Genomic DNA, 26,515 nt, shown 5'->3' on the forward strand with positions numbered 1-26,515 from the left:
TCATGCGCCCTGATTATGGTCGGGAGACTTCAACCGGAGGACATCCTATGTTCAGCATGGATACCCTGTTTCAGGATCTCGACCCGCAGCACAAAACCCCTTCCTGGCAACGCCGTCTGTTAAAAATCTTATTCCGCGAAAAAGAATTTCACCGCTTTGCCGGTCAGTATCAGCACCTGAAAGGGATTGATATGGCCGAGCAGGTGCTGGAGCATTTTACTATTCGCTGTGAACTGACGGAACGTGACCGCGAGCAAATCCCCAGTTACGGCCCGGTGGTGATTGTCGCCAACCATCCGATTGGTACGCTGGACGGTCTGGCGCTGCTGCACGCGGTGGCGTCGGTGCGTCCGGATGTCAAAGTGGTGGCGAATCAGCTGTTGTCGCTGGTGTCCTCGCTCGGCAGCCTGATGATCCCGGTGGACAATATGGGCAACCGCACGCGGCGAAATCAGGTGACACAGATGCAGGAACATCTGGAAAATCAGGGCGTGCTGATTGTGTTCCCGGCGGGTGAAGTCTCACGTATGAGTTCCAAAGGCGTGCGCGACGGCAAATGGCACACCGGTTTTATCCGTCTGGCCGCCAAAGCCCGTGCGCCGGTGGTGCCGGTACATATCAGCGGCAGCAACAGCGCGCTGTTTTATCTCACGTCGATGATTTACCGCCCGCTCAGTACGCTGTTGCTGGTGCATGAAATGTTCGGCCAGCGCGGCAACAGTCTGACGCTGAAAATCGGCGCACGCATTCCGTATTCCAGCTGGCACGACGGACAAATGCAGGCAGGCGATCTGGCGGCGCGTTTTCGTAAACATCTTTACCGCCTCGGCGCAGGTAAGCCGGGGCTGTTCCACACTGAAACCTCGATTGCGCGTGCGGAAGATCGCGCCGTACTGAAACACGCGCTGGAAGCCAGCGAAGTGCTGGGCAAAACGCCGGACGGCAAAATGATTTATCTCTATCGTCGTCACGGCGAGGATTACGTCCCTGTTCTGCGTGAGCTGGGGCGTCTGCGGGAAATTGCATTCCGCGCCGTCGGGGAAGGCAGCGGTCGCCGCCGTGATCTCGATGGCTACGACGACGACTATTATCATCTGGTCTTATGGGATCCGCAGGCGCTGGAAATCGTCGGCGCTTACCGGTTTATCCCGACCGCCGATCAGGTCGCCAGCAAAGGACTGAACGGAATTTACAGTCAGAGTCTGTTCCAGTACGGCCATCAGATGGACCCGATTCTGGCGCAGGGCATCGAACTCGGACGCAGCTTTATTCAGCCCGCTTACTGGGGCAAACGCGGGCTGGATTACCTGTGGCTGGGCATTGGCGCGTATCTGGCGAAATATCCGCAGACGCGTTATCTGTTTGGTCCGGTGTCGATTTCCGGCGGAATGCCGCTGCCTGCACGCGATTTGCTGGTGGCATTTTATCGTTTGTATTTCGCACCGGCGTTACCGCTGGCGACCTCGCGCCGCCCGTATCCGGCTTCGCTGCCCGATGTGCTGGCACAGTTTTGCGGCGACGATTATCAGGAAGATTTACTACGTCTGAAGCGCTTACTGACCAATCTCGGATGCAGTATTCCGGCGCTGTATAAGCAGTATTCAGAACTATGTGAAAGCGGCGGCGTGCAGTTCATTGATTTCGGCAGTGATCCGGAATTCAACAACTGTATTGATGGTCTGGTGCTGGTGGATCTCAGCCAGCTAAAACCGGCGAAGTACGAACGGTATATTGCTGTGCATCACTGATTCAGCTAGCTGAACACCAGCAACGGGGCCTGCGGGTCCCGTTGCTTAAAGAACGAAAATTTTATTTAGACTGATTCACATCAACCACGGAAATGGTGTAAATCACGACGTTATTCAGCGGCGATTCACCCCTGGCGTCTTTGGTTTTTTCCAGCGTCGCCGGTGGGATCACCACGGTAATCTGTCCCCCTTTGCGGATCAGTTTCACACTGTCGCGCAGCACCGGCGGCATAGTGGCCACGCGGAAAACCTCGTAGGCATTATCGATTTTCGGCGCGTCCACTACCGTGCCATCGACCAGCACCCCTTTGTAGTTCACCTGTAAGGTATCGGTGTCTTTCAGCGCAGCGCCTTCCCCTTTATTGTCAATGAAATACAGCAGACCCTGCCTGGTCTTTTTGACGCCTTCACGTTTGGCAAACGCATCAACGTAGGCCTTATCTTCCGCCTGTTTCTTCTCGTTTTGCGCCTGCGTCAGCACTTTAACCTGCTCATCAAACGCGGACATGGTCGCCCGGATATCTTCGTCGGTCATTTTCCCCTGATGGGCGAACGTATCGGCGATACCCGCCAGCAGGATATTTTTGTTCAGCGTGATATGCAGGCTTTTCTGGTTAGCGAGCTGCTCTTCGATAAAGTGCGCCAGCATGACACCGCTGGCATACGCACGCTTCTGCTCTTCACTGTCGGGCATCTGCGCCGGTGCAGGGGCTATTCCGGCGGCGTTAATGCTTTCAGCGGTGACCTCTTCCGGGATGACATTTTTTGCCGGTTCCGGTGCCGGAGGCGTGGTGTCTGCCGGAGTGGTTGGCAACGTTGTTTCAGCAGCCGGTGCTTTGGTGGTTACTGGCTCAGGCGTCTGTTCTGGTGCGGGAACAGGTGCTGATGCAGGATCTACGGCGGGTGTGGGTGCCGGAGCAGGAGCCACAACCGGTGCCGTCGCTGATGGCGTCACTGATGGCGTCACTGGCGCCGCGGCCGGTTCAGTTGCGCTGGCAGATAGCGTCATTCCTGACATCATCAGGGCACTGAACAGGTAAATTCCTTTTTTGCGGGAGAGGGACATAAGGTTCCTTGAAAGAGTTAAGTTTTACAAAACGGATAATATTGCATAACACTTGTCATACAATAATCTTCAGGATCTGATATTTTAAAATTACGTGGCGGTATTCTATATTTAACATTGAAAATAAAAAGTATTTAATATGTAAATCTTAATATAAAAATAAACCAACGCAATGATTTATCTGCGTTAAACATTATTAACCGTCAGGATCTCATTTCTATTTATAGGAATTTTCCCGCCCTGCGCATTTTTCACGATAATCATTAGCCATCGCCATTTTCAGCAGCAGATCATGACCCATGTAATTACGCCCGTTGAAAGGATTTTGTAAAACGACGACCGCGTTTTTATGTTTCTTGCCGAAGCTGAAATGGCGCAGTAATGAAAAAAAACTGCAGCACTCAGGCTGCAGTTTTTCAGAAGGCGGGAAGGAAGATTAACGCTCCCTGAGCGCTTCGTTCATTTTGTTGAGCGGCTTCAGCAGATAATCAAGAATGCTTTTGTTGCCGGTTTTGATATCTACCGTCGCGATCATGCCGGGGAAAATATAAAACTTCTCGTGGTGTTTATTTTCCAGATAATTAGCGCTGGTTTTGATATTCACCCGGTAATAGTAAACATCACGGCGGACTTCATCCTGGATCGTGTCCGGAGAAATGGTGGTCACTTCGCCGTCGAAACTGCCGTAGATAGAATAGTCATAGGCGGTAATCTTCACTTTGGCTTTTTGCCCCGGATGAATAAATGCCACATCGCGCGGGGAAATCTGCGCTTCCACCAGCATCTGATCGTCGATCGGAACCAGCGTCATCAGCTTGCCATTCGGCGGGATCACGCCGCCGACGGTATTGACGTCGATATTCTTCACAATCCCTTTGACCGGCGAGAAGAATTCCAGACGATTCAGTGAGTCTTTACGCCCTAAAATCACCGAGCGCTGCGCTTCAATCTCAGCGTTGGCCTTGGCCAGCTCTTCACCGGCGCGCACGTGATACTGCGTTTCGAGATCGGTCGCCTTACTTTCCATTTCATTAATCTGGCGTTGCAGACGCAGCACTTCCACGTCACTGGCCGCGCCCTGTTTGACCAGCGGCACGGTCATCGACAGCTCACGACGGATCAGCGTCACGCCCTGTTTCAGGCCAGTTAACTGCTTTTCCAGACTGTTGCGGCTGGAGTTGTACAGTTCGGTTTCTGATTTCACCAGCTCCGGCTCGTCATCCAGCTCTTGCGGGAACACCAGCGGCGTGTTGTTGATCTGCGCCGTCAAACGCGCCGCCGTCGCCAGCGCGGCATGTAAACGCGCCACGCTTTCCTGGACGCCGGATTCGGTTTTGGTCCGGTCGAGCTGCGCCAGACGCTGCCCGCGTTCCACCACTTCGCCTTCCTGCACGTCGATGCTGTGAACAATCCCGCCTTCCAGCGACTGCACGATCTGCTCGTGAGAAGAAGGAATGACTTTACCGGTGCCGGTGGTGACTTCATCCAGGGTGTAGAAATTCGCCCACAGGAAAAAACACAGCAGCATCAGCGATAAGGCCCACACCAGAAGGGTGGAGCGTGGCAGCGCTTTTTCTGCCTGCTGGCGCTGGAATGATGTGCGTCCGTTCATCATGATGCCTCCTGTTTAACCGGCGGTTTCACGGGCTGTTGCGCCGCTGCCGGTGCCTGTCCTTTTTGCCTGAAATGCTTGTTGAGGATTTCGTCTTTGTTGCCGTCGAGAGAAATGCGCCCGTTATCCATGACGATGATGCGATCCACCAGCTGTAAAAGCGCCAGACGGTGCGTGGCGACGACCAGCGTTTTGTCTTTTGCCCAGCCGGAGAGCTGATTGATCAGATTCCATTCAGAAATCTCATCCAGCCATGCGGTCGGTTCATCGAGCAACAGAACCTGCGGCTGGGTGATGATATTACGCGCCAGCAACAGTGCCTGACGCTGACCGCCCGAAAGTCCGACACCGCCTTCATGAATGAGGAAATTCAGGCCGTTCTCTTTTTGCTGCACAAACGTCAGCGCACCGCTGATAACCAGCGCCTGATGAATTTCTTCGTCAGTGGCCTGCGGGCGTCCCATAGTGATGTTGTCGCGCACCGACCCGAAGAACAGGCTGGCATTCTGGTTATGCAGCGCGACGTCACGGCGTAAATCCGCCGGATCAATCTGTTTAATATTGACGTTATCGAGCACCACCTGCCCTTGCTGAACCTGCTGCATACCCGCCAGCACCTGCAACAGCGTCGATTTGCCCGCCCCGTTTTTGCCCAGCACGGCGATTTTCTCACCCGGTTTGATGTGCAGTTTTGCAATGGTCAGATTGGCGACTTTTTCTTCCTCATCGTAATAAAACACCGCGTCATGCAGCGCGTAGTCGCCGGTGATTTGCGCCTTGTGGACCATCTTCTGACCGTCTTCCTGATCAATCGGGCGCTGCATCAGTTCATCCAGCCCTTTACGCGCGACTTTCGCCTGCTGCCAGCGGGAAAGCACACCGGAAATCTGCGCCAGCGGCGCAATGGTACGCGAAGCCAGAATTGTGGTGCCGACCAGCGCACCGGTAGTCATATCGCCGCTCATCACCAGATAACAACCGACCAGCAGCACCACGGCGTAGACGATGGACTGCACTTCCTGCGTCCAGGTCATCAGCATGCTGGTCAGAAAACGCTGACGCATACTGATATCCGCCGACACTTCATTGCAGTGATTCCACTGGTTCTGAAAACGTTGTTCGGCGCGCATGAGTTTGATGTCTTCCAGAGATTCCACCGCTTCCACCAGCGACGCATTACGCACCGCCGATTCGCGCATCCCTTCACTGGCCAGTTTCGCCAGCGGTTTCTGGATCAGTAATCCGGGGATCAGCAACAGCGGCAGTGCCAGTAACACGACAAACACCAGCGGGCCGCCAATCATCCACAAAATCACCGTGAACAGCAGGAAGAACGGCAGGTCGGCCATCACGCTGATGGTGGTCGAGGTGATCAGTTCACGTACCGATTCCAGCTCGCGGATTTGCGAAATAAAGGAGCCGGTGGATTTGGAACGGGCACCGTTTTTAATGCGCAGCGCGCGGCCAAAAACGCGGTCGGAAATACGCAAATCGGCGCGCTTACCCACCACGTCCGAGATATGGACACGCACCATGCGCATCACGAATTCAAAGGTGATCGCCAGCATCACACCGGCAAATAACACCCACAGTGTCGGGATAGATTGCGACGGCACCACGCGGTCATACACCTGCATGGAAAACAGCATGCCCGCCAGCGCCAGCACGTTGGCAATCATCGACGCCAGCATGATGTCGCTGTAACGACGCCAGTCTTTCAGTGCCAGATCCCAGAACCAGTTTTTCTTGTACGGTTTGATGTAGTTATCAACGCGCGCATCAGGAATGGTATGCAGCGGTCGCAGCAGCGTGATGCTCTGCGCCCGCTCAGAAAGTTGTTCAGACGTCAGGGTGGTTTCCAGCCCGTTATCTTCAGTAAATTGCACGGCGCACTGGCCGCTGGCGTCCAGATGTGTCACCACACCCAGCCGGCCGTTATCGAGCGTGACCACAAACGGCACACTGACCGGATCCAAATCACGCGGATGCAAATCACGGGTCACGCGTCCCAGCCCGAGCTTTTTTGCCATTTCATCAAGCACGACGTCAGCCGGTGAACCCATTTCCCACGCGATAGTGGCTTTAACGTGTTCTTCTGAATAATCCAGACGGTAGTGTTTCGCGATATCGAGCATGGCTTTCAGCCAGGCGGTGTAGCCTTTATCTAACATGGTCTCTTTTTTCATCTTCATTCTTCCCTAATTCATTCTTCCTTCACGCTCATTCCGGAACATGAACAGGCCATCCGCAGAAGCGGAACAGGGTCTTTCCCCTGCTCCGCTCTGCGACTGATTAACCGACAATCAGCTGATGGTTCGCCAGCAACGTCGCCAGATCGGTATGCACGTTATTCAGCGTGGCGATGGTAGTCATCGACTGCGCTGAACCACTGCCATCCATATCCACCTTGATGACGGTATTGTTGCCTTCTGTGGTCACCGACAGGTAATCGGTGATGTTGCCCGCCGAGGCATCGAGCGTCGCCACGCCATTGACGTAGCTGGCCGAGCCCGTGCCGGTGTAACCGCCGGACTGCAACAGTTCGCTCAGATCCAGACGGTCTGAGTTCGCCGTGCCTTCCCATGTGCCGACCGTAAAGCCGTTGATGGTATCCGAGCCGTTACCGCCGGTGGCGTCGGCGCTGTCCAGCAACTTGTACAGCAGCGTGTCGTGCCCGCCGTTGCCTAAGTTGAAGGTATCGTTGCCGCCGCGCCCTTCGAACACGTTATCGCCCGCACTGCCGGTGAACACATCGTCATAGTTCGATCCGGCAATTCCCTCGATATCCCTGAAGGTTGACGTGTTGAACCCGGTGTTCTGCGCGTTACTGCTGCTCAGATCCACCGTGACGCCGCTGGTGGCATTGCGGAAATCGACGATGTCCTGACCGCCGGTGGCGCTCCATATCGCATGGTCTGACGTGGTGCTCCAGCCGCCGGAGCCGTTGTACACATAGGTGCCGCTTTCCGCGATAAACGTGTCGTTGTAGCCGGTACCGGTGATCGTCCCGCTGTTACCGCCGGTTGCCGCATCTGCGGTTAACGAGTAGCTGCTGGTACCATCGCCTGCGGTCAGGTCATTCCAGGTCGCATTGGATGACACGCCATTGATGTTACGTACCAGCACTGCCGAATAGGTTTCATTCGGATCCAGCCCGTAGAAATTCACCAGCGCCGAGGCATCGTTGATACCGATACCTGACTGGGCGTTGATGATCTGCGAGGCCACCAGTTCACCGGCAGAGTTATAAAGCTGCACGGTGTTGCCGTAGAACACGTTCATCCCTTCGCCGTCGAGAATGCGCAGGTGGATCGCCGTGCCGTCTGCAATGGTGCTGTTGTTAGCGATGTACACCACTTTGCCGTTGGCCTGCGATACCAGCAGATCCTGCGTCCCGTTCCAGTCGTAATCGAGGGTCGCAATCCCCGTTACGTTGACCAGCGATGACGCCAGCGCGCTGTTTGTCCAGCCTTTGCCGGTGCCGTCGTTCAGATACAACGTGGCGGTCTGGCTGCCGGAATAGGTGCTGAACTTGATGATGTCCATATCACCGTCACCGTCCCAGTCCACAGCGGCTGACAGATAACCGGCTGACGCTGCGTTCGTGGTCGATGTTTCCACCGCCGTTGGCGTAGTCAGCAACGTTCCCTGCCCGCTGTTGTAGTAAATCGCGCCACCATAGTTGTACGTTCCGTTCGGATTCAGGCCGGAGGAAATGTACAAGTCCATCAGGCCGTCGCCGTTGAAATCCGCCCAGGTCATAGACACGGCCGTGGTGGTGTTTGCGGCATTTGGCACAAACACGTTGGCAATGCTCTGCGTTTCCGACAATGTGCCGGTCCCGTTATTGTTCACCACCGTCAGGGCGTACACGCCGTTGCGGTTGGTGTGCTGAACGATGTCCACGGTACCGTCGTTATTGATATCCACACCGGAGATTTCACGATAAGAAACTCCGGCAAGGCCCGCCGCACCGTTGGTGCCGTCTGGGGTCACCACGCCATTGTTGTTGACCAGATAAGTACGGGAGTCACCACCGGCATCGCCGTAAGCCAGATCAACCCAGCCGTCACCGGTTTTGTCGTAAGCAATCACGCCGCCGTACCAGATCAGCGTGCCGATCGCCTGCTGCCCGTAGGTATAAGTGCCATCCGTATTCGCCGTCCATTTGCCCTGAATATAGCCACCGTAGTTGGTTTCCGTTGCATAAATGTCTGACGTGCCGTTACGGTCGGTATCGGCCAGCGTGTAGCTCACCACGATATTGCCGCGTGAGTTGGTCAGCGTGGTGCCGGTATAACTGTTCAGGCCAGAACTGGTGTAATCGGAAATACCGGTGACAATGTTCCACAAACCGCCGCTGTTCAGGCTGAAAGCCATGGCATTGGTCGATGTGGCACCCGCAGTGGTTGCCCAGCTGGTGTCCACCGCCGTTTCTGCATAAATCACTATCGCGCTGGTGCTGATGCCGGCATCGTTACCGTTACCTGCGCTGCTTCTGACCTGCGCGGTCACGTCATAACTTGCCAGTCCGAGCGCGCCCGGCACCTGCAGATACCAGGTGTTGTTCAGCGGATCGACCACCACGGCGCCGCCGGTTTCCGACGTGTAGGTCACGCCGTTCACCACCACCTGAACATACATCCCTTCGCCCAGCGCTTCGGACAAGGTACCGCTGATGATCGGCGTCGTATCCTGCGTGGATTCCGCCGTCACGGTGGCAATCGTGGTCGGAATCGACGTATCTACCGTCAGGGTGAAATCAGTGGACGACGTGGTGTTTCCGGCCAGATCCTGCGATTTCGCCACATAGATATACGTGCCGTCCGCCAGCGCTGAATCGGAGAAGGTCCACGCCAGACCGACCACCGTGGCAACACCGACATACACGCCGTTACGGTAGATTTTCAGCACTTCGCCATCGGCCAGCGCCTTGCTCAGCGTGCCGCTCAGCGTCGGTGCGGTTTCATCGGTGTACGTGCCGGAACCGAACGAACCCGTGCGATCGCCTTCGTCATCGGAATACTGAACGATGGTCGCCACGGCCTCAGGGTTCAGCGTGTCGATAACCACGGTCTGGCTGCCGATAGTGCCGATGTTGCCCGCCTGATCGATAACCCGAACCTGCACGTTGTAATTGCCGTCCGCCAGCACGGTGCCGGTTGCGTCATAGCTCCAGCCCAGACCGTTCACCACCACGTCAGACCAGGTTTTACCGCCGTCGAGGCTGATTTGCGCCCTTTCATCGGTGGCGAGTGCCGCGCTCAGTGAACCGGTCATCGTCAGCGTATTGTCGCTGGTGATGAAGTCACTGGCGGAATCGCCGGTATCATTGCTGATCGCTTCAATGGTGATGACTTGCGTCGGCGCGGTGGTGTCAATCGTCACCACCTGCTGCGCGGTCTGACCGACGTTCCCGGCCTGATCCACCACGCGAACCTGATACAGCGTCTGCCCGTCAGTCAGCGTGCGGCCATCAACGTAAGTCCAGGTGCTGCCCTGAAGCGTTACGGTGGTCCAGGTTGCGCCGTTATCGATGCTGATCTGCACCACTTCACCCGGACTCAGTTCCGCGCCAATTGACCCTTTGACCGTCAGCGAGGTATCGCTGGTGACAAAATCGCTGGCAGAAGAACCGGTGTCCGTCGTGATGCTGTCGATGGTCACGGTTTTGCTGCTGTCCGGCGCAGTGGTATCGACGGTAACCACTTTCGAGGTCACGTCGCCGACGTTACCCGCCGCATCGACCACGCGGACGTTGTAGGTGTAATCACCGTCAGTCAGCGTGCGGCCATCGGTAAATGTCCAGCCGGTGCCGATCGTCGTCGCGTTCGCCCACGTCAGACCGCCGTCGACACTCACCTGCACCACTTCATCGGCAGCCAGCGTTGCGCCAAGCGAACCGGTGACGGTCAGCGAGGTGTCGCTGGTCACGAAGTCAGTGCTGCTCAGGCCGGTATCCGTGCTGATGGCATCAACGCTGACCGTTTTGCTGCTGTCCGGTGCGGTAGTATCAATCGTGACCACCTGACTGGCGGTCGCGCCGACGTTACCGGCCAGATCCACCACCCGCATCTGGTAGTTGTAATCCCCGTCGGTCAGCGTGCGCCCGTCGATGTACGTCCAGGTCAGGCCGCTGATACTGACGTCATTCCAGGTCGTGCCACCGTCGAGGCTGATTTGTGCGTACTCATCCGCCCCCAGCGCCGCACCGAGCGTGCCGCGCAGATTGATGGTGGTGTCGCTGGTGATAAAGTCGCTGCTGCTCAGGCCGGTATCCTGCGAAATTGCATCGATACTGATGGTCTGGCTGGCGTCCGGTGCCACGGTGTCAATCACCACCGTCTGCGACGCCGTTGATCCGACGTTACCCGCCGCGTCAATCACCCGCACGTTATAGGTGTAACTGCCATCCGACAGCGCGCTTCCCTGCGCGTAGCTCCAGGTGGTTCCGGTCACGGTCAGCGTGGTCCAGGTCACCCCGCCATCCAGGCTGATTTGCGCGGACTCGTTGTTACCCAGAGCCGCAGACAACGCGCCTTTGAGCGTGATGGTGTTATCGCTGGTCACGAAATCGCTGGTGCTGCGACCGGTGTCATCGCTGACCGAATCAATGCTGATGGTCATTGATGGCGCGGTGGTATCCACCGCAATGTCGTGGCTGGCCGAACCGCTGTTACCGATGCTGTTGGTGACCGATGCGGTGATGCTGTAATTCTCACCATCCGCCAGCGCATTCACGGCATTGGCGCTCAGGTTCAGCGTCCAGCTCTGATCGTTTGCCACCTGCGTGGTGTACGTCACGCCGTTCAGGGTCACGGTCACGGTCGAACCGGCCGCTGCGGTTGAGGTACCGGTGATCACCAGCGGACCACTGTGTTCCGCCGCGCTGACCACATCGTCCTGCGCGAAGGTGTTGATGGTGATTTCAGGTACGGCACCGCTGAGGCTGACAGAAGAATCTGTCGCCGCCGGATTACCCGCCACATCTTTCACGGATGCAGTGACGGTATAACTGCCGTCTGCCGCGCCGTTGAAATCCGCCGCAGGCACATTCACGCTCCACGTGCCGCCGGTAGTGACGGTGGCGTGGTATTCGCGATTGTTAAAGGTCACGGTGACAATCTGTCCCGCTTCCGCCGACGTGGTGCCGCTGATGGTCTGACCCGCCAGCTGCTCGGTTGTGTTGATGATGTCATCACCGGCGATGGTGCTGATGGTCAGCGTTGGCGCAACCGTATCGACAATCACCGAGGTATTGGCAGATGCCGGATTACCCGCCACATCGGTAGTGCTGGCGGTAACCGTCAGCGTGCCGTCTTTCAGGGCTGCCACGTCGTCCGCCGGAACATTCACCGACCAGGTGCCGTTGGTATTCACGGTGGTGGTGTAGGTTTCATTGTTGAGCGTCACGCTGACCGTCTGACCCGCCTGCGCGGTAGACGTGCCGCTGAGCGTCAGCGGCTGGCCCAGTTCGGCGGCATTCAGCATGCCATCGGCGGTGACCGGATTGATCAGCAGCGCAGGCGCGGTAGCATCAACCACCACGTTGTGCGTCGTGCTGGCCGTATTGCCCGCCGCATCGCTGGCACTGGCGCTCACGGTGTAATTACCGTCCGCAATCGCCGCCAGATCGGTTGACGGAACGCTCAGCGTCCATGCGCCGTTCGCGCCGACTTCTGCGGTATAACTTTTTCCGTTCAGCACCACGGTCACTTCGGTACCCGTCGCCAGCATGTCGCTGCCGCCAGAAATCGTCAGGCTGGCGCCTTTTTCCGCCGCGTTGATGATGTCGTCCTGCGCAATCGTGTCGATGCTCAGGCTGACCGCACTGGCATTCACGGTGATCAGGTGATCGCTGCTGCCGGTGTTCCCCGCACTGTCGGTGATGCTGACAGAAATCGTGTTCTCGCCGGAGGCCAGCCCCTTAATCACACTTGCCGGAACGCCGACACTCCAGTTACCGCTGGCATCCACCACCGTGGAATAGGTGACTCCGCCAATCACCAGCGTGACCAGATTGCCCGGCTGGGTGCCGGTGCTGCCGCCGGTAATCACCTGTGCCTGCGAGTGTTCCGCCGCGTTGATCACATCGTCGCCCGCCACCGTATTCACGCTGACGATCGGCGCAGTGATATCCACCAGAATGGAACCGCTGACAGAAGAGCTGTTGCCCGCCACGTCTTTTACCGTCGCGTTCACAGAATAGGTGCCGTCAGTCAGCGCCGAGGCGTCCGCCGCCGGAACTGAAGTGCTCCAGCTGCCGTCGGTGCCGACGGTCGCGGTGTACTCGTTGCCGTTCAGGGTGATGGTTACCACCTGACCGGCTTCGGCGGTAGACGTGCCGCTCAGCACCACATCTGCGCCTGCTTCCGCGCTGTTCAGCACGTTGTCACCGGCGATGGTGTTGATGGTGATGGTCGGTGCCGACGCATCCACTTCCGCCGTATTCGCTGCGCTGGCGCTATTGCCCGCTACGTTGGTAACGCTGGCGGTTGCGGTGACGTCGCCGTCTTTCAGGCTGGTCATATCGCCTGCCGGAACTTTCACGCTCCAGCTGCCGTCGGTGCCGACGGTCGCGGTATAGGTGTGACCCGCAAAATTCACGGTCACGGTCTGACCGGCTTCGACATTTTGCGTCGACCCCGTCAGCGTCAGGTCTGCCGCTTTTTCAGCCGCATTGATCATGTCGTCCACCGCGATGGTATCGACGGTGATTGCCACGCTGCTCAGATCCACGGTGACGTTGTTCGAGATGGTTACGCTGTTGCCGGACACGTCGGTGCCGGTCACGCTGATATTCAACGCACCCGCTGGCCAGTTCGCCACGTCCGCTGCCGGAACCGCCGCAGACCACACGCCGTTCGCGCCAACGGTCGCCTGATAATCGACGCCGTTGATGGTCACGGTGACTGAACTGCCAACCGCGATATCGGTGCTGGTACCGCTGACGATCTGGTTCTGCTGGATCTCGATGCTGTTGACGACATCGTCACCCGCAACCGTATCAATACGCAGACCCGGCAGACCGGCGTCGATGTTGATCTCGCGATCTGCACTGCCTGTGTTGCCATGCTGATTGGTCACGGATGCACTGATGGTCAGGTCGCCGTCGCCAAATCCTTTCAGATCGGCAGAAGGTACGCTGACGCTCCAGCTCAGATCGTCCTGAACGATCGTGGTGTAAGTCTTCCCGCCCAGCGTAAGGGTGACGGTATCGCCCGCTGCCGCGTTGGTAACCTTGCCGCTGATGGTCTGATCGGCGTTGATTTCAGTGGCGTTAACAATGTTGTCTGTCGCCACCGGGCTGATGCTGACGGACGGCAGCGAACTGTCGACCAGAACATCGTGCGTTGCGCTGCCGGTGTTGCCCGCCGCGTCGGTGCTGCTGGCGGTCAGGGTGTAATCCGCTTCGCCGAGTTTCGCGACGTCGGACGCCGGAACGTTCAGCGTCCACGCGCCGTTAGTAACCGTTGCGGTGTAGTTCTGGCCGTTGAGGTTCAGCGTAATCACGCTGCCGTCGGTACCATTGCTGGTACCGCTGACGGTCAGCGCTTCGCCTTTTTCGATAGCGTTAATGACGTCGTCCGCTGCAACGGTATTGATAGTCAGAACCGGCGCAACGGTATCAACAGTGACGTCGTGCGTGACGGAACCGTCGTTGCCTGCGGCATCTTTGACGCTTGCGCTGACGGTGTAGGAACCGTCGGTCAGCGTGCTGACCACGTTCGCAGGTACGCCAACGCTCCAGTTGCCATTGGCATCAACGGCTGCCGTGTAGCTGTGGCCGTCGATGTCAACGGTGACTAATCCGCCCGCCGGAACGCCCGTGGAACCACCGGAGATCATCAGGTTCTGCTGATGCTCCTGCGCGTTGATCACGTCGTCGGTGGAAACGGTGTTAATAGTCAAAGCTGGTGGGGTGACATCCACCAGAACTGAACCGCTGACAGAAGAGCTGTTGCCCGCCACGTCTTTCACCGTCGCGTTCACAGAGTACGTGCCGTCGGTCAGCGCCGAGGCGTCCGCCGCCGGAACCGCCGTGCTCCAGGTGCCGTCGGTGCCAACGGTCGCGGTGTAATCTTTGCCGTTCAGGGTGATGGTTACCACCTGACCGGCTTCGGCGGTAGATGTCCCGCTCAGCACCACATCTGCACCGGCTTCCGCGCTGTTGAGCACGTTGTCACCGGCGATGGTGTTGATGGTGATAGCCGGAGCAACGGTATCAACCGTCACATCCTGAGCTGCGCTGGCGCTGTTACCGGCAGTGTTGGTTACCGACACCTGAATTGAGGCATCGCCATCTTTCAGCAGGGTCATATCCGCAGCCGGAACGGTCAGGCTCCATGTCCCACCGGTTTGCACCTGAGTGGTGTAGCTGTGACCCGCAAAAATAACGGTCACCGTCTGACCAGCTTCAACGTTTAACGTAGTACCGCTCAGGGTTAAATCTGCCGCTTTCTCTGCGGCATTCAGCATGTTGTCAGTGGAAACCGTATCGATGGCGATACTGACGCTGCTGAGATCAACGGTGATGTCATTGCTGATGGTGACGCTGTTACCCGCAGCACTGGTGCCGCTCACAGACACCGTTAACGCACCGGCAGGCCAGTTCGCCACGTCAGCCGCAGGAACTGCCGCTGACCACTTGCCGCCTGCGCCGACGGTCGCCGCATAATCGACGCCGTTGATGGTCACGGTCACGCTGCTGCCCGCGGCCAGACCGGTGCTGGTACCGCTGACAATCTGGTTCTGATTAATTTCGATGCTGTTGACGATATCGTCGCCGGCAATGGTGTCGATGCGCAGACCCGGGATTGCCGCATCAATGACGATATCGCGTTCACCGGAACCGCTGTTGCCGCTGGTGTTGGTCACGCTGGCGGAAATGTTCAGGCTGCCGTCGCCCATGGCGGCCAGATCGGCTGCCGGAACGGTCAGGCTCCAGGAGAGATCGTTCTGCACCTCTGCGGTGTAGGTTTTACCGCCCACGGTCACGGTGACGGTTTGTCCCGCTTCCGCGTGTGTAACGGTGCCGCTGATCACCTGATCCTGCGTGATTTCAGTGGCGTTGATCACGTCATCACCGGCGACCGTATTAATGGTCACTGCCGGGCTGTCGGACGAGGTTTGCAGCGTTTTAGCCGAAGACCCGCTGTTGCCATAAACGTCGGTGCCGCTGACGCTGACCTGATAAAGCGCCTGCCCCAGATTCGCCAGATCGCTGGCCGGAATATCTGCACTCCAGACGCCGCCGTTGACGGTGCCCTGATAGTTCAGGCCGTTAAGCGTCACAATAACCGTCGCGCCATCAGCCAGCCCTGTCACGGTACCGGTGACGGTGAGCGTGGTCAGTGCTTCGGTGGCGTTAAGAATGTTATCGCCACCCGCCATGTCATTGATAACAAATACCGGCGCAGTGGTTTCCACCGTCACGTCACGACTGGCAGAACCGGTATTTCCGGCAGTGTCGGTGACCTTCGCGGTGATGGTGTAGCTGCCGTCATTCAGGCCGCTGACCACATTCGCCGGAACCCCGACGCTCCAGTTACCCGAGCCATCACTGACCGCACGGTAATCGACGTTGTTGATGGTCACCGTGACCACAGAACCCGCGGCCACCCCGCTTACGGTGCCGCTGATCACCTGCGCCTGTCCGTGTTCGGTACTGTTGATGACGTTATCGCCCGCCACGGTATTAATCGTGACTTCCGGCGCGGTCAGATCAACCTGCGCGGTGCCGGTGGCGGTCGCCGGATTACCTGCGATATCGCTGACGCTGGCGGTCAGGGTATAAGCACCGTCGCCCAGACCGGAGAACACGCTGTTCGGCACGCCGGTTGTCCAGGTGCCGTCTGCGGCTACCGTCGCGGTGTAAGTTTCACTGCCCAGCGTGATGGTGACGGTCTGCCCGGCCTGCGCCGTACTGGTGCCGCTGAGTGTGACCTCGGTACCCGCATTGATGGCGGTCAGCACATCACTGGCGCTGATGGTTTGAATGGTTACGGTCGGTGCCGATGCATCCACTTCCGCCGTATTCGCCGCGCTGGCGCTGTTGCCCGCCACGTTGGTGACGCTGGCGGTTGCGGTGACGTCGCCGTCTTTCAGGCTGGTCATATCGCCTGCCGGAACCTTCACGCTCCAGCTGCCGTTGTCCTGCACAGTCGCGGTGTACGTATGACCCGCAAAGTTTACGGTCACGGTCTGACCGGCTTCGACGTTTTGGGTCGAACCGCTCAGCGTCAGGTCTGCCGCTTTTTCGGCGGCATTGATCATGTCGTCCACCGCGATGGTATCTACGGTGATCGCCACGCTGCTCAGATCCACGGTGACATTATTCGAGATGGTTACGCTGTTGCCCGAAGCATCGGTGCCGGTCACGCTAATCGCAAGCTGACCCGCTGGCCAGTTCGCCACGTCCGCTGCCGGAACCGCCGCAGACCACGCGCCGTTCGCGCCAACGGTCGCCTGATAATCGACGCCGTTGATGGTCACGGTAACACTGCTGCCCGCTGCGATGTCGGTGCTGGTACCGCTGACGATCTGGTTCTGCTGGATCTCGATGCTGTTGACCACATCGTCGCCAGCCACGGTGTTGATACGCAGACCCGGCAGACCGGCGTCGATGTTGATCTCGCGATCGGCGCTGCCGGTGTTGCCGTGCTGATTGGTCACGCTGGCGGAAATCGTCAGGTCGCCGTCGCCAAATCCTTTCAGATCCGCAGAAGGTACGCTGACGCTCCAGCTCAGGTCACTTTGTACTTCAGCCGTGTAGGTTTTACCGCCCAAAGTAATGGTGACGGTATCGCCCGCCGCCGCGTTGGTGACCTTGCCGCTGATCAGCTGATCGGCGTTGATTTCCGTCGCGTTAACGATGTTGTCTGTCGCCACCGGGCTGATGCTCACGGACGGCAGCGAACTGTCGACCAGAATGTCGTGCGTTGCGCTGCCGGTATTACCCGCCGCGTCGGTGCTGCTGGCGGTCAGGGTGTAATCCGCTTCGCCGAGTTTCGCGACGTCGGAAGCCGGAACGTTCAGCGTCCACGCGCCGTTGCTGACGGTCGCAGTGTAGTTCTGGCCGTTGAGGTTCAGCGTCACGGTGCTGCCTTCCGCGCCATTGCTGGTGCCGCTGACGGTCAGGGCTTCGCCTTTCTCGATGGCGTTAATCACGTCGTCGGCCGCAACGGTATTGATGGTCAGAACCGGCGCAACGGTGTCGACAGTGACGTCGTGTGTGACAGAACCGTCGTTACCTGCGGCATCTTTGACGCTTGCGCTGATGGTGTAGGAACCGTCGGTCAGCGTGCTGACCACGTTCGCCGGTACGCCGACGCTCCAGTTGCCATTGGCATCAACGGCTGCCGTGTAGCTGTGGCCGTCGATGTCAACGGTCACCAGACCGCCTGCCGGAACGCCCGTGCTGCCACCGGAGATCATCAGGTTCTGCTGATGCTCCTGCGCGTTGATCACGTCGTCGGCGGAAACGGTGTTAATAGTCAGAGCTGGTGGGGTGATATCCACCAGAACTGAACCGCTGACAGAAGAGCTGTTGCCCGCCACGTCTTTCACCGTCGCGTTCACAGAATAGGTGCCGTCAGTCAGCGCCGAGGCGTCTGCCGCCGGAACCGACGTGCTCCAGCTGCCGTCGGTGCCGACGGTCGCGGTGTACTCATTGCCGTTCAAAGTGATGGTCACCACCTGACCGGCTTCTGCCGTCGACGTGCCGCTCAGCACCACATCTGCGCCTGCTTCCGCGCTGTTCAGCACGTTGTCACCGGCGATGGTGTTGATGGTGATGGTCGGTGCCGACGCATCCACTTCCGCCGTATTCGCCGCGCTGGCGCTGTTGCCCGCCACGTTGGTGACGCTGGCGGTTGCGGTCACGTCGCCGTCTTTCAGGCTGGTCATATCGCCTGCCGGAACCTTCACGCTCCAGCTGCCGTTGTCCTGCACAGTCGCGGTGTACGTATGACCCGCAAAGTTTACGGTCACGGTCTGACCGGCTTCGACATTTTGCGTCGACCCCGTCAGCGTCAGGTCTGCCGCTTTTTCAGCCGCATTGATCATGTCGTCCACCGCGATGGTATCTACGGTGATCGCCACGCTGCTCAGATCCACGGTGACGTTGTTCGAGATGGTTACGCTGTTGCCGGACACGTCGGTGCCCGTCACGCTGATATTCAACGCACCCGCTGGCCAGTTCGCCACGTCCGCTGCCGGAACCGCCGCAGACCATGCGCCGTTCGCGCCAACGGTCGCCTGATAATCGACGCCGTTGATGGTCACGGTGACCGAACTTCCCGCTGCGATGTCAGTGCTGGTGCCGCTGATAATCTGGTTCTGATTAATCTCGATGCTGTTGACGATATCGTCGCCAGCTACGGTGTTGATACGCAGACCCGGCAGACCGGCGTCGATGTTGATCTCGCGATCGTTGGTGCCGGTGTTGCCGTGCTGATTAGTAACGCTGGCGGAAATCGTCAGGTCGCCGTCGCCAAATCCTTTCAGATCGGCAGAAGGTACGCTGACGCTCCAGCTCAGGTCTTCCTGAACGGTCGTGGTGTAAGTCTTCCCGCCCAGCGTAAGGGTGACGGTATCGCCCGCTGCCGCGTTGGTAACCTTGCCGCTGATCAGCTGATCGGCGTTGATTTCAGTGGCGTTAACGATGTTGTCTGTCGCCACCGGGCTGATGCTCACGGACGGCAGCGAACTGTCGACTAAAACATCGTGCGTCGCGCTGCCGGTGTTACCTGCCGCGTCGGTGCTGCTGGCGGTCAGGGTGTAATCCGCTTCGCCGAGTTTCGCGACGTCGGAAGCCGGAACGTTCAGCGTCCACGTGCCGTTGCTGACGGTCGCAGTGTAGTTCTGGCCGTTGAGGTTCAGCGTGACGGTGCTGCCGTCCGCGCCGTTGCTGGTACCGCTGACGGTCAGGGCTTCGCCTTTCTCGATGGCGTTGATCACGTCATCAGCAGCCACGGTATTGATAGTCAGAACCGGCGCAACGGTGTCGACAGTGACGTCGCGGGTCACGGAACCGTCGTTGCCTGCGGCATCTTTCACAGAAGCCGTTACGGTATAGCTTCCGTCGGTCAGGGTGCTGACCACGTTAGCAGGAACCCCGACGCTCCAGTTGCCATTGGCATCCACGGCGGCAGTATAACTGTGGCCGTCGATTTCAACGGTGACTAATCCGCCCGCCGGAACGCCCGTGGAACCACCGGAGATCATCAGGTTCTGCTGATGCTCCTGCGCGTTGATCACGTCATCGGCTGACACGGTGTTGATGGTCAGGGCTGGCGCAGTGATATCCACCAGAACCGAACCGCTGACGCTGCTGCTGTTACCGGCGACATCTTTCACCGTCGCGTTCACAGAATAGGTGCCGTCAGTCAGCGCCGAGACGTCCGCCGCCGGAACTGAAGTGCTCCAGCTGCCGTCGGTGCCGACGGTCGCGGTGTACTCGTTGCCGTTCAGGGTGATGGTTACCACCTGACCGGCTTCGGCGGTAGACGTGCCGCTCAGCACCACATCTGCGCCTGCTTCCGCGCTGTTCAGCACGTTGTCACCGGCGATGGTGTTGATGGTGATGGCCGGTGCCGACGCATCCACTTCCGCCGTATTCGCTGCGCTGGCGCTATTGCCCGCTACGTTGGTGACGCTGGCGGTTGCGGTGACGTCGCCGTCTTTCAGGCTGGTCATATCGCCTGCCGGAACTTTAACGCTCCAGCTGCCGTCGGTGCCGACGGTCGCGGTATAGGTGTGGCCCGCGAAGTTCACGGTCACGGTCTGACCGGCTTCGACGTTTTGGGTCGAACCGCTCAGCGTCAGGTCTGCCGCTTTTTCGGCGGCATTGATCATGTCGTCCACCGCGATGGTATCTACGGTGATCGCCACGCTGCTCAGATCCACGGTGACATTATTCGAGATGGTTACGCTGTTGCCCGAAGCATCGGTGCCGGTCACGCTAATCGCAAGCTGACCCGCTGGCCAGTTCGCCACGTCCGCTGCCGGAACCGCCGCAGACCACGCGCCGTTCGCGCCAACGGTCGCCTGATAATCGACGCCGTTGATGGTCACGGTGACTGAACTGCCAACCGCGATATCGGTGCTGGTACCGCTGACGATCTGGTTCTGCTGGATCTCGATGCTGTTGACGATATCGTCGCCAGCTACGGTGTTGATACGCAGACCCGGCAGACCGGCGTCGATGTTGATCTCGCGATCTGCACTGCCTGTGTTGCCATGCTGATTGGTCACGGATGCACTGATGGTCAGGTCGCCGTCGCCAAATCCTTTCAGATCGGCAGAAGGTACGCTGACGCTCCAGCTCAGATCGTCCTGAACTTCAGCCGTGTAGGTTTTACCGCCCAGCGTAAGGGTGACGGTATCGCCCGCCGCCGCGTTGGTGACCTTGCCGCTGATCAGCTGATCGGCGTTGATTTCAGTGGCGTTAACGATGTTGTCAGTAGCGACCGGGCTGATGCTGACGGACGGCAGAGAACTGTCGACCAGAACATCGTGCGTGGTGCTGCCGGTATTACCCGCCGCGTCGGTGCTGCTGGCGGTCAGGGTGTAATCCGCTTCGCCCAGTTTCGCGACGTCGGAAGCCGGAACGTTCAGCGTCCACGTGCCGTTAGTAACCGTTGCGGTGTAGTTCTGGCCGTTGAGGTTCAGCGTAATCACGCTGCCGTCGGTACCATTGCTGGTACCGCTGACGGTCAGCGCTTCGCCTTTTTCGATGGCGTTAATGACGTCGTCGGCTGCAACGGTATTGATAGTCAGAACCGGCGCAACGGTATCAACAGTGACGTCGTGTGTGACAGAACCGTCGTTGCCTGCGGCATCTTTGACGCTTGCGCTGACGGTGTAAGAACCGTCGGTCAGCGTGCTGACCACGTTTGCCGGTACACCAATGCTCCAGTTGCCATTGGCATCCACGGCTGCGGTGTAGCTGTGGCCGTCGATTTCAACGGTGACTAATCCGCCCGCCGGAACGCCCGTGCTGCCACCGGAGATCATCAGGTTCTGCTGATGCTCCTGAGCGTTGATCACGTCGTCGGTGGAAACGGTATTGATAGTCAGAGCTGGCGCGGTGATATCCACCAGCATCGAACCGCTGACAGAAGAGCTGTTGCCCGCGACATCTTTCACCGTCGCGTTCACAGAATAGGTGCCGTCGGTCAGCGCCGAGGCGTCCGCCGCCGGAACCGCCGTGCTCCAGGTGCCGTCGGTGCCGACGGTCGCGGTGTATTCGTTGCCGTTCAGGGTGACAGTGACGATCTGACCGGCTTCGGCGGTAGATGTCCCGCTCAGCAACACATCTGCACCCGCTTCCGCGCTGTTGAGCACGTTGTCACCGGCGATGGTGTTGATGGTGATGGCTGGCGCCGAGGTGTCCACTTCCGCCGTATTCGCTGCGCTGGCGCTGTTGCCCGCTACGTTGGTGACGCTGGCGGTTGCGGTGACGTCGCCGTCTTTCAGGCTGGTCATGTCGCCTGCCGGAACCTTCACGCTCCAGCTGCCGTTGTCCTGCACAGTCGCGGTGTACGTATGACCCGCAAAGTTTACGGTCACGGTCTGACCGGCTTCGACATTTTGGGTCGAACCGCTCAGCGTCAGGTCTGCCGCTTTTTCTGCTGCGTTAATGATGTCGTCTGCAGCAATCGTATCAATCGCAATGGCGAGGCTGCTCAGATCAACGGTGACGTTACTGGAGATGGTCACAGAGTTGCCGGAGACATCAGAGCCGCTGACGCTTATGGCGAGCTGACCCGCTGGCCAGTTCGCCACGTCCGCTGCCGGAACCGCCGCAGACCACGCGCCATTCGCGCCCACGGTCGCCTGATAATCGACGCCGTTGATGGTCACGGTGACCGAACTTCCTGCCGCGATGTCAGTGCTGGTGCCGCTGACGATCTGGTTCTGCTGGATCTCGATGCTGTTGACCACATCGTCACCAGCAACGGTGTTGATACGCAGCCCTGGCAGACCGGCGTCGATGTTGATCTCGCGATCGTTGGTGCCGGTGTTGCCGTGCTGATTGGTCACGGATGCACTGATGGTCAGGTCGCCGTCGCCAAATCCTTTCAGGTCTGCGGACGGCACGCTGACGCTCCAGCTCAGATCGTCCTGAACTTCAGCCGTGTAGGTTTTACCGCCCAAAGTAATGGTGACGGTATCGCCTGCTGCGGCGTTGGTGACTTTGCCGCTTATAGTCTGATCGGCGTTGATTTCAGTGGCGTTAACGATGTTGTCTGTCGCCACCGGGCTGATGCTCACGGACGGCAGCGAACTGTCGACCAGAATGTCGTGCGTGGTGCTGCCGGTGTTACCCGCTGCGTCGGTGCTGCTGGCGGTCAGGGTGTAATCCGCTTCGCCCAGTTTCGCGACGTCGGAAGCCGGAACGTTCAGCGTCCACGTGCCGTTAGTAACCGTTGCGGTGTAGTTCTGGCCGTTGAGGTTCAGCGTAATCACGCTGCCGTCGGTACCATTGCTGGTACCGCTGACGGTCAGCGCTTCGCCTTTTTCGATGGCGTTAATGACGTCGTCGGCTGCAACGGTATTGATAGTCAGAACCGGCGCAACGGTATCAACAGTGACGTCGTGTGTGACAGAACCGTCGTTGCCTGCGGCATCTTTCACAGAAGCCGTTACGGTATAGCTTCCGTCGGTCAGCGTGCTGACCACGTTCGCAGGTACGCCAACGCTCCAGTTGCCATTGGCATCAACGGCTGCCGTGTAGCTGTGGCCGTCGATGTCAACGGTGACTAATCCGCCCGCCGGAACGCCCGTGGAACCACCGGAGATCATCAGGTTCTGCTGATGCTCCTGCGCGTTGATCACGTCGTCGGTGGAAACGGTATTGATAGTCAGAGCTGGTGGGGTGATATCCACCAGCACCGAACCGCTGACAGAAGAGCTGTTGCCCGCGACATCTTTCACCGTCGCGTTCACAGAATAGGTGCCGTCGGTCAGCGCCGAGGCGTCCGCCGCCGGAACCGCCGTGCTCCAGGTGCCGTCGGTGCCGACGGTCGCGGTGTATTCGTTGCCGTTCAGGGTGACAGTGACGATCTGACCGGCTTCGGCGGTAGATGTCCCGCTCAGCACCACATCTGCACCGGCTTCCGCGCTGTTCAGCACGTTGTCACCGGCGATGGTGTTGATGGTGATAGCCGGAGCAACGGTATCAACCGTCACATCCTGAGCTGCGCCCACGCTGTTGCCCGCCGCATTGGTCACACTGACGCTGACTGTCGCGTCACCGTCTTTCAGAGTGCGCATATCCGCTGCAGGAACAGTTACGCTCCAGCTGCCGTCTGTGCCAACGGTCGCGGTATAGGTGTGACCCGCGAAATTCACAGTCACGATCTGACCGGCTTCGACGTTTTGGGTTGAACCGCTCAGCGTCAGGTCTGCCGCTTTTTCTGCTGCGTTTATGATGTCGTCTGCAGCAATCGTATCAATCGCAATGGCGAGGCTGCTCAGATCAACGGTTACGTTACTGGAGATGGTCACAGAGTTGCCGGAGACATCAGAGCCGCTGACGCTTATGGCAAGCTGACCCGCTGGCCAGTTCGCCACGTCCGCTGCCGGAACCGCCGCAGACCACGCGCCATTCGCGCCCACGGTCGCCTGATAATCGACGCCGTTGATGGTCACGGTGACCGAACTGCCTGCCGCGATGTCAGTGCTGGTGCCGCTGACGATCTGGTTCTGCTGGATCTCGATGCTGTTGACGATATCGTCGCCAGCAACGGTATCAATACGCAGCCCCGGCAGACCGGCGTCGATGTTGATCTCGCGATCGTTGGTGCCGGTGTTGCCGTGCTGATTGGTTACAGAGGCACTGATGGTCAGGTCGCCGTCGCCAAATCCTTTCAGGTCTGCGGACGGCACGCTGACGCTCCAGCTCAGGTCGTTCTGCACTGTCGCGTTATAGACATTGCCACCTACGGTGACAGTAACGACATCGCCCGCCGCCGCATTGGTGACTTTGCCGCTGATGGTCTGATCGGCGTCGATTTCAGTGGCATTAATAATGTCGTCGCCTGCCGTGACTGCAATGGTGACATTCGGCAGAACGGAGTCGACAACTACGTTGTGTGTGGCTGACCCGCTGTTACCCTCAGCGTCAGTGATGCGGGCGGACAGGGTATAGGTTGCTTCGCCGAGTTTTGAAACATCGGTGGCCGGAACGGTGACCGTCCAGTTGCCGCCGGATACGGTTCCGGTGTAGGTAATGCCGTTCAGCGTCAGGGTAACCGGCGTGCCATCGGCACTGTTGCTGGTCCCGCTGATTTCCAGCGCTTCGCCCTTTTCAATGGCATTAATGACGTCGTCGGTGGCAACGGTATTAATTGCCAGTTCCGGCACTTCTGAAGCAACCAGTACTGATGTTGACTGCGAGCCCGTGTTGCCCGCTTTATCAGTGATGCTGACGTTGACTTCGTAACTGCCATCCGCCAGTGAACTGAATACGGACGCCGGTAAACCGACACTCCATGAGCCATCAGCCGCCAGCGTGGTAGTGTAAGTCTGACCATTGATGACCAGCGTCACGGTGTCGCCAGCTTCTCCACCGGTACTGGTGCCGCTGACGATTTGCGCCTGAGTTTGCTCTGCGCTGTTGAGGATATTGTCACCGGCGATGGTATTGATGGTGACGACCGGAACCGTCGTATCGACCAGTACATCGTGCGTGGTGGAGGTGCTGTTCCCCGCCGCATCGCTGACCGAGGCGCTGACAGTGACATTTCCGTCTTTGAGTACACCCGCATGGGCAGCAGGAACATCCACCGACCATTGACCATTGGCATCCACGGTTGCGGTGTAGGCGATGCCGTTAAGCAGCAGCGTCACAACCTGCCCGGCTCCGGCATCCGACGTCCCGCTGAGCGTCAGTGGCTGACCTGATTCTGCGGCATTGAGAATATCGTCTCCCGCAACAGTGTTAATCACCAGCGCAGGAGGATGGGTATCAACCGTTAAGGTCGAGCTGGAGGTAATGGTATTGCCCGCGCGATCCACGCCGCTGACCTGAACGGTATACACGCCGTCGGCAAGGGCCTGCGCATCCGCAGCCGGGACATTGACCGACCAGCTGCCGTCCGCCGCCACGGTGGTCTGCCAGCTTGAACCATTGAGGGAAACCGTCACGGTGGTTCCCGCGGCAAGATTCGCGCTTTGGCCAGACAGGGAAACATCTGCGCCCGCTTCTGCGGCATTCAGCACGTTATCTCCGGCCAGCGTATCGACACTCAGTGACGCTTTTTCGGTCACGATGTTGAGCGTAATGGAACCCGCGCTGGTGCTGGAACCATTGCTTTCCTGAACCACAATGTAGGTATGTGATCCCGCAGACTGAGGCGCGAGCTGTGCCGTCCACTGTCCGCTGGCATCGACCAGCGTCGTCGCGATAATTTTTCCGCTGGCATCCACAATAGAAATTTCAGCCCCCGGATTACCGGTGCCGGTGAAAGTAGGACGCACGTCATCGGTCACAGCCTGATTGGCAAGAATGCCCTGGCTGTCACCCTGCGTATCCGTCACCAGGAAAGTTGGACGGGCGACTTCGACATCTTTCGTGTTATCAATGACTTTTGTTTTTTCGTCACTGCCGCCGCTGTGGCCCAGCAAAGCACCCACGGCACCTGCACCCAGCACGCCAGCCAGTAAATATGGCCATTCAACACTGACTTCCGTGGTGCTGAGCAGTAAAGGTTCGAGGCCTGCGAGGGGCGTTTCAACCGCATGAACCGTAAAGGCAGCCGTATCATGCGCCGCTGTCGCATCGGTGAAATCAATTTCGGTCAGTTGCTGATTTTCATCCTGGAAAACCAGTTTATTTTCATTATCCTGACCGATATTCTCAAAATATCCTACACAACGGATGACCGAGCCATCCTGCATATGAATAATCAGGTCATTACCGCTTCGTTCATAGCTGGCGACATTTTTCACCGAGTCATGAATAACCACGATGCCCGATTCGTTCATTGCGAGTGCCGTATTTCCCTGGGCAGTGAATTCGTTCTTCAGCGACGTTTTGCGAGAGATAATATCTATGCTTCTGCTCATGATATTGTCCTT

5 protein-coding genes are annotated in these 26,515 nt (G+C 58.4%); 1 reads left to right on the forward strand and 4 read right to left on the reverse strand.

The window, feature by feature from the left end:
• The first annotated feature begins 47 nt into the window (after positions 1-47).
• Complete coding sequence (gene olsF, locus CKQ54_RS02360) at positions 48-1,748, forward strand: bifunctional ornithine lipid synthase OlsF (protein WP_120162650.1); 1,701 nt, start codon at positions 48-50, stop codon at positions 1,746-1,748.
• Positions 1,749-1,809: 61 nt separating this feature from the next.
• Here the strand turns inward: olsF and CKQ54_RS02365 are convergent, their stop codons facing one another.
• The 4 genes from CKQ54_RS02365 to CKQ54_RS02385 form a co-directional block, all read right to left on the reverse strand.
• Positions 1,810-2,814, reverse strand: coding sequence for an FKBP-type peptidyl-prolyl cis-trans isomerase N-terminal domain-containing protein (locus CKQ54_RS02365; RefSeq protein ID WP_120162651.1), 1,005 nt, complete (start codon positions 2,812-2,814; stop codon positions 1,810-1,812).
• 436 nt (positions 2,815-3,250) lie between these two features.
• Complete coding sequence (locus tag CKQ54_RS02375; RefSeq protein ID WP_113877249.1) at positions 3,251-4,426, reverse strand: HlyD family type I secretion periplasmic adaptor subunit; 1,176 nt, start codon at positions 4,424-4,426, stop codon at positions 3,251-3,253.
• Positions 4,426-6,612 (reverse strand): type I secretion system permease/ATPase, encoded by a 2,187-nt coding sequence (locus tag CKQ54_RS02380; protein WP_240783269.1) that lies wholly within the window; start codon positions 6,610-6,612, stop codon positions 4,426-4,428. Before CKQ54_RS02380 ends, CKQ54_RS02375 begins: the two co-directional genes overlap by 1 nt.
• A gap of 106 nt (positions 6,613-6,718) precedes the next feature.
• Positions 6,719-26,503 carry an Ig-like domain-containing protein gene (locus CKQ54_RS02385; RefSeq protein WP_120349657.1) on the reverse strand — a complete coding sequence of 6,595 codons (19,785 nt, stop codon included), beginning with the start codon at positions 26,501-26,503 and terminating at the stop codon, positions 6,719-6,721.
• Between the last annotated feature and the right edge of the window lie 12 nt (positions 26,504-26,515).

Source organism: Rahnella variigena, from assembly GCF_003610915.1.
In the GTDB taxonomy this organism is placed as follows: domain Bacteria; phylum Pseudomonadota; class Gammaproteobacteria; order Enterobacterales; family Enterobacteriaceae; genus Rahnella; species Rahnella variigena.

Coding starts and splice junctions, on each gene's coding strand:
- CKQ54_RS02380 (WP_240783269.1), bottom strand. CDS start 6,612: ATGAAAAAAGAGACCATGTTAGATAAAGGCTACACCGCCTGGCTGAAA.
- CKQ54_RS02375 (WP_113877249.1), bottom strand. CDS start 4,426: ATGAACGGACGCACATCATTCCAGCGCCAGCAGGCAGAAAAAGCGCTG.
- CKQ54_RS02365 (WP_120162651.1), bottom strand. CDS start 2,814: ATGTCCCTCTCCCGCAAAAAAGGAATTTACCTGTTCAGTGCCCTGATG.
- olsF (WP_120162650.1), top strand. CDS start 48: ATGTTCAGCATGGATACCCTGTTTCAGGATCTCGACCCGCAGCACAAA.
- CKQ54_RS02385 (WP_120349657.1), bottom strand. CDS start 26,503: ATGAGCAGAAGCATAGATATTATCTCTCGCAAAACGTCGCTGAAGAAC.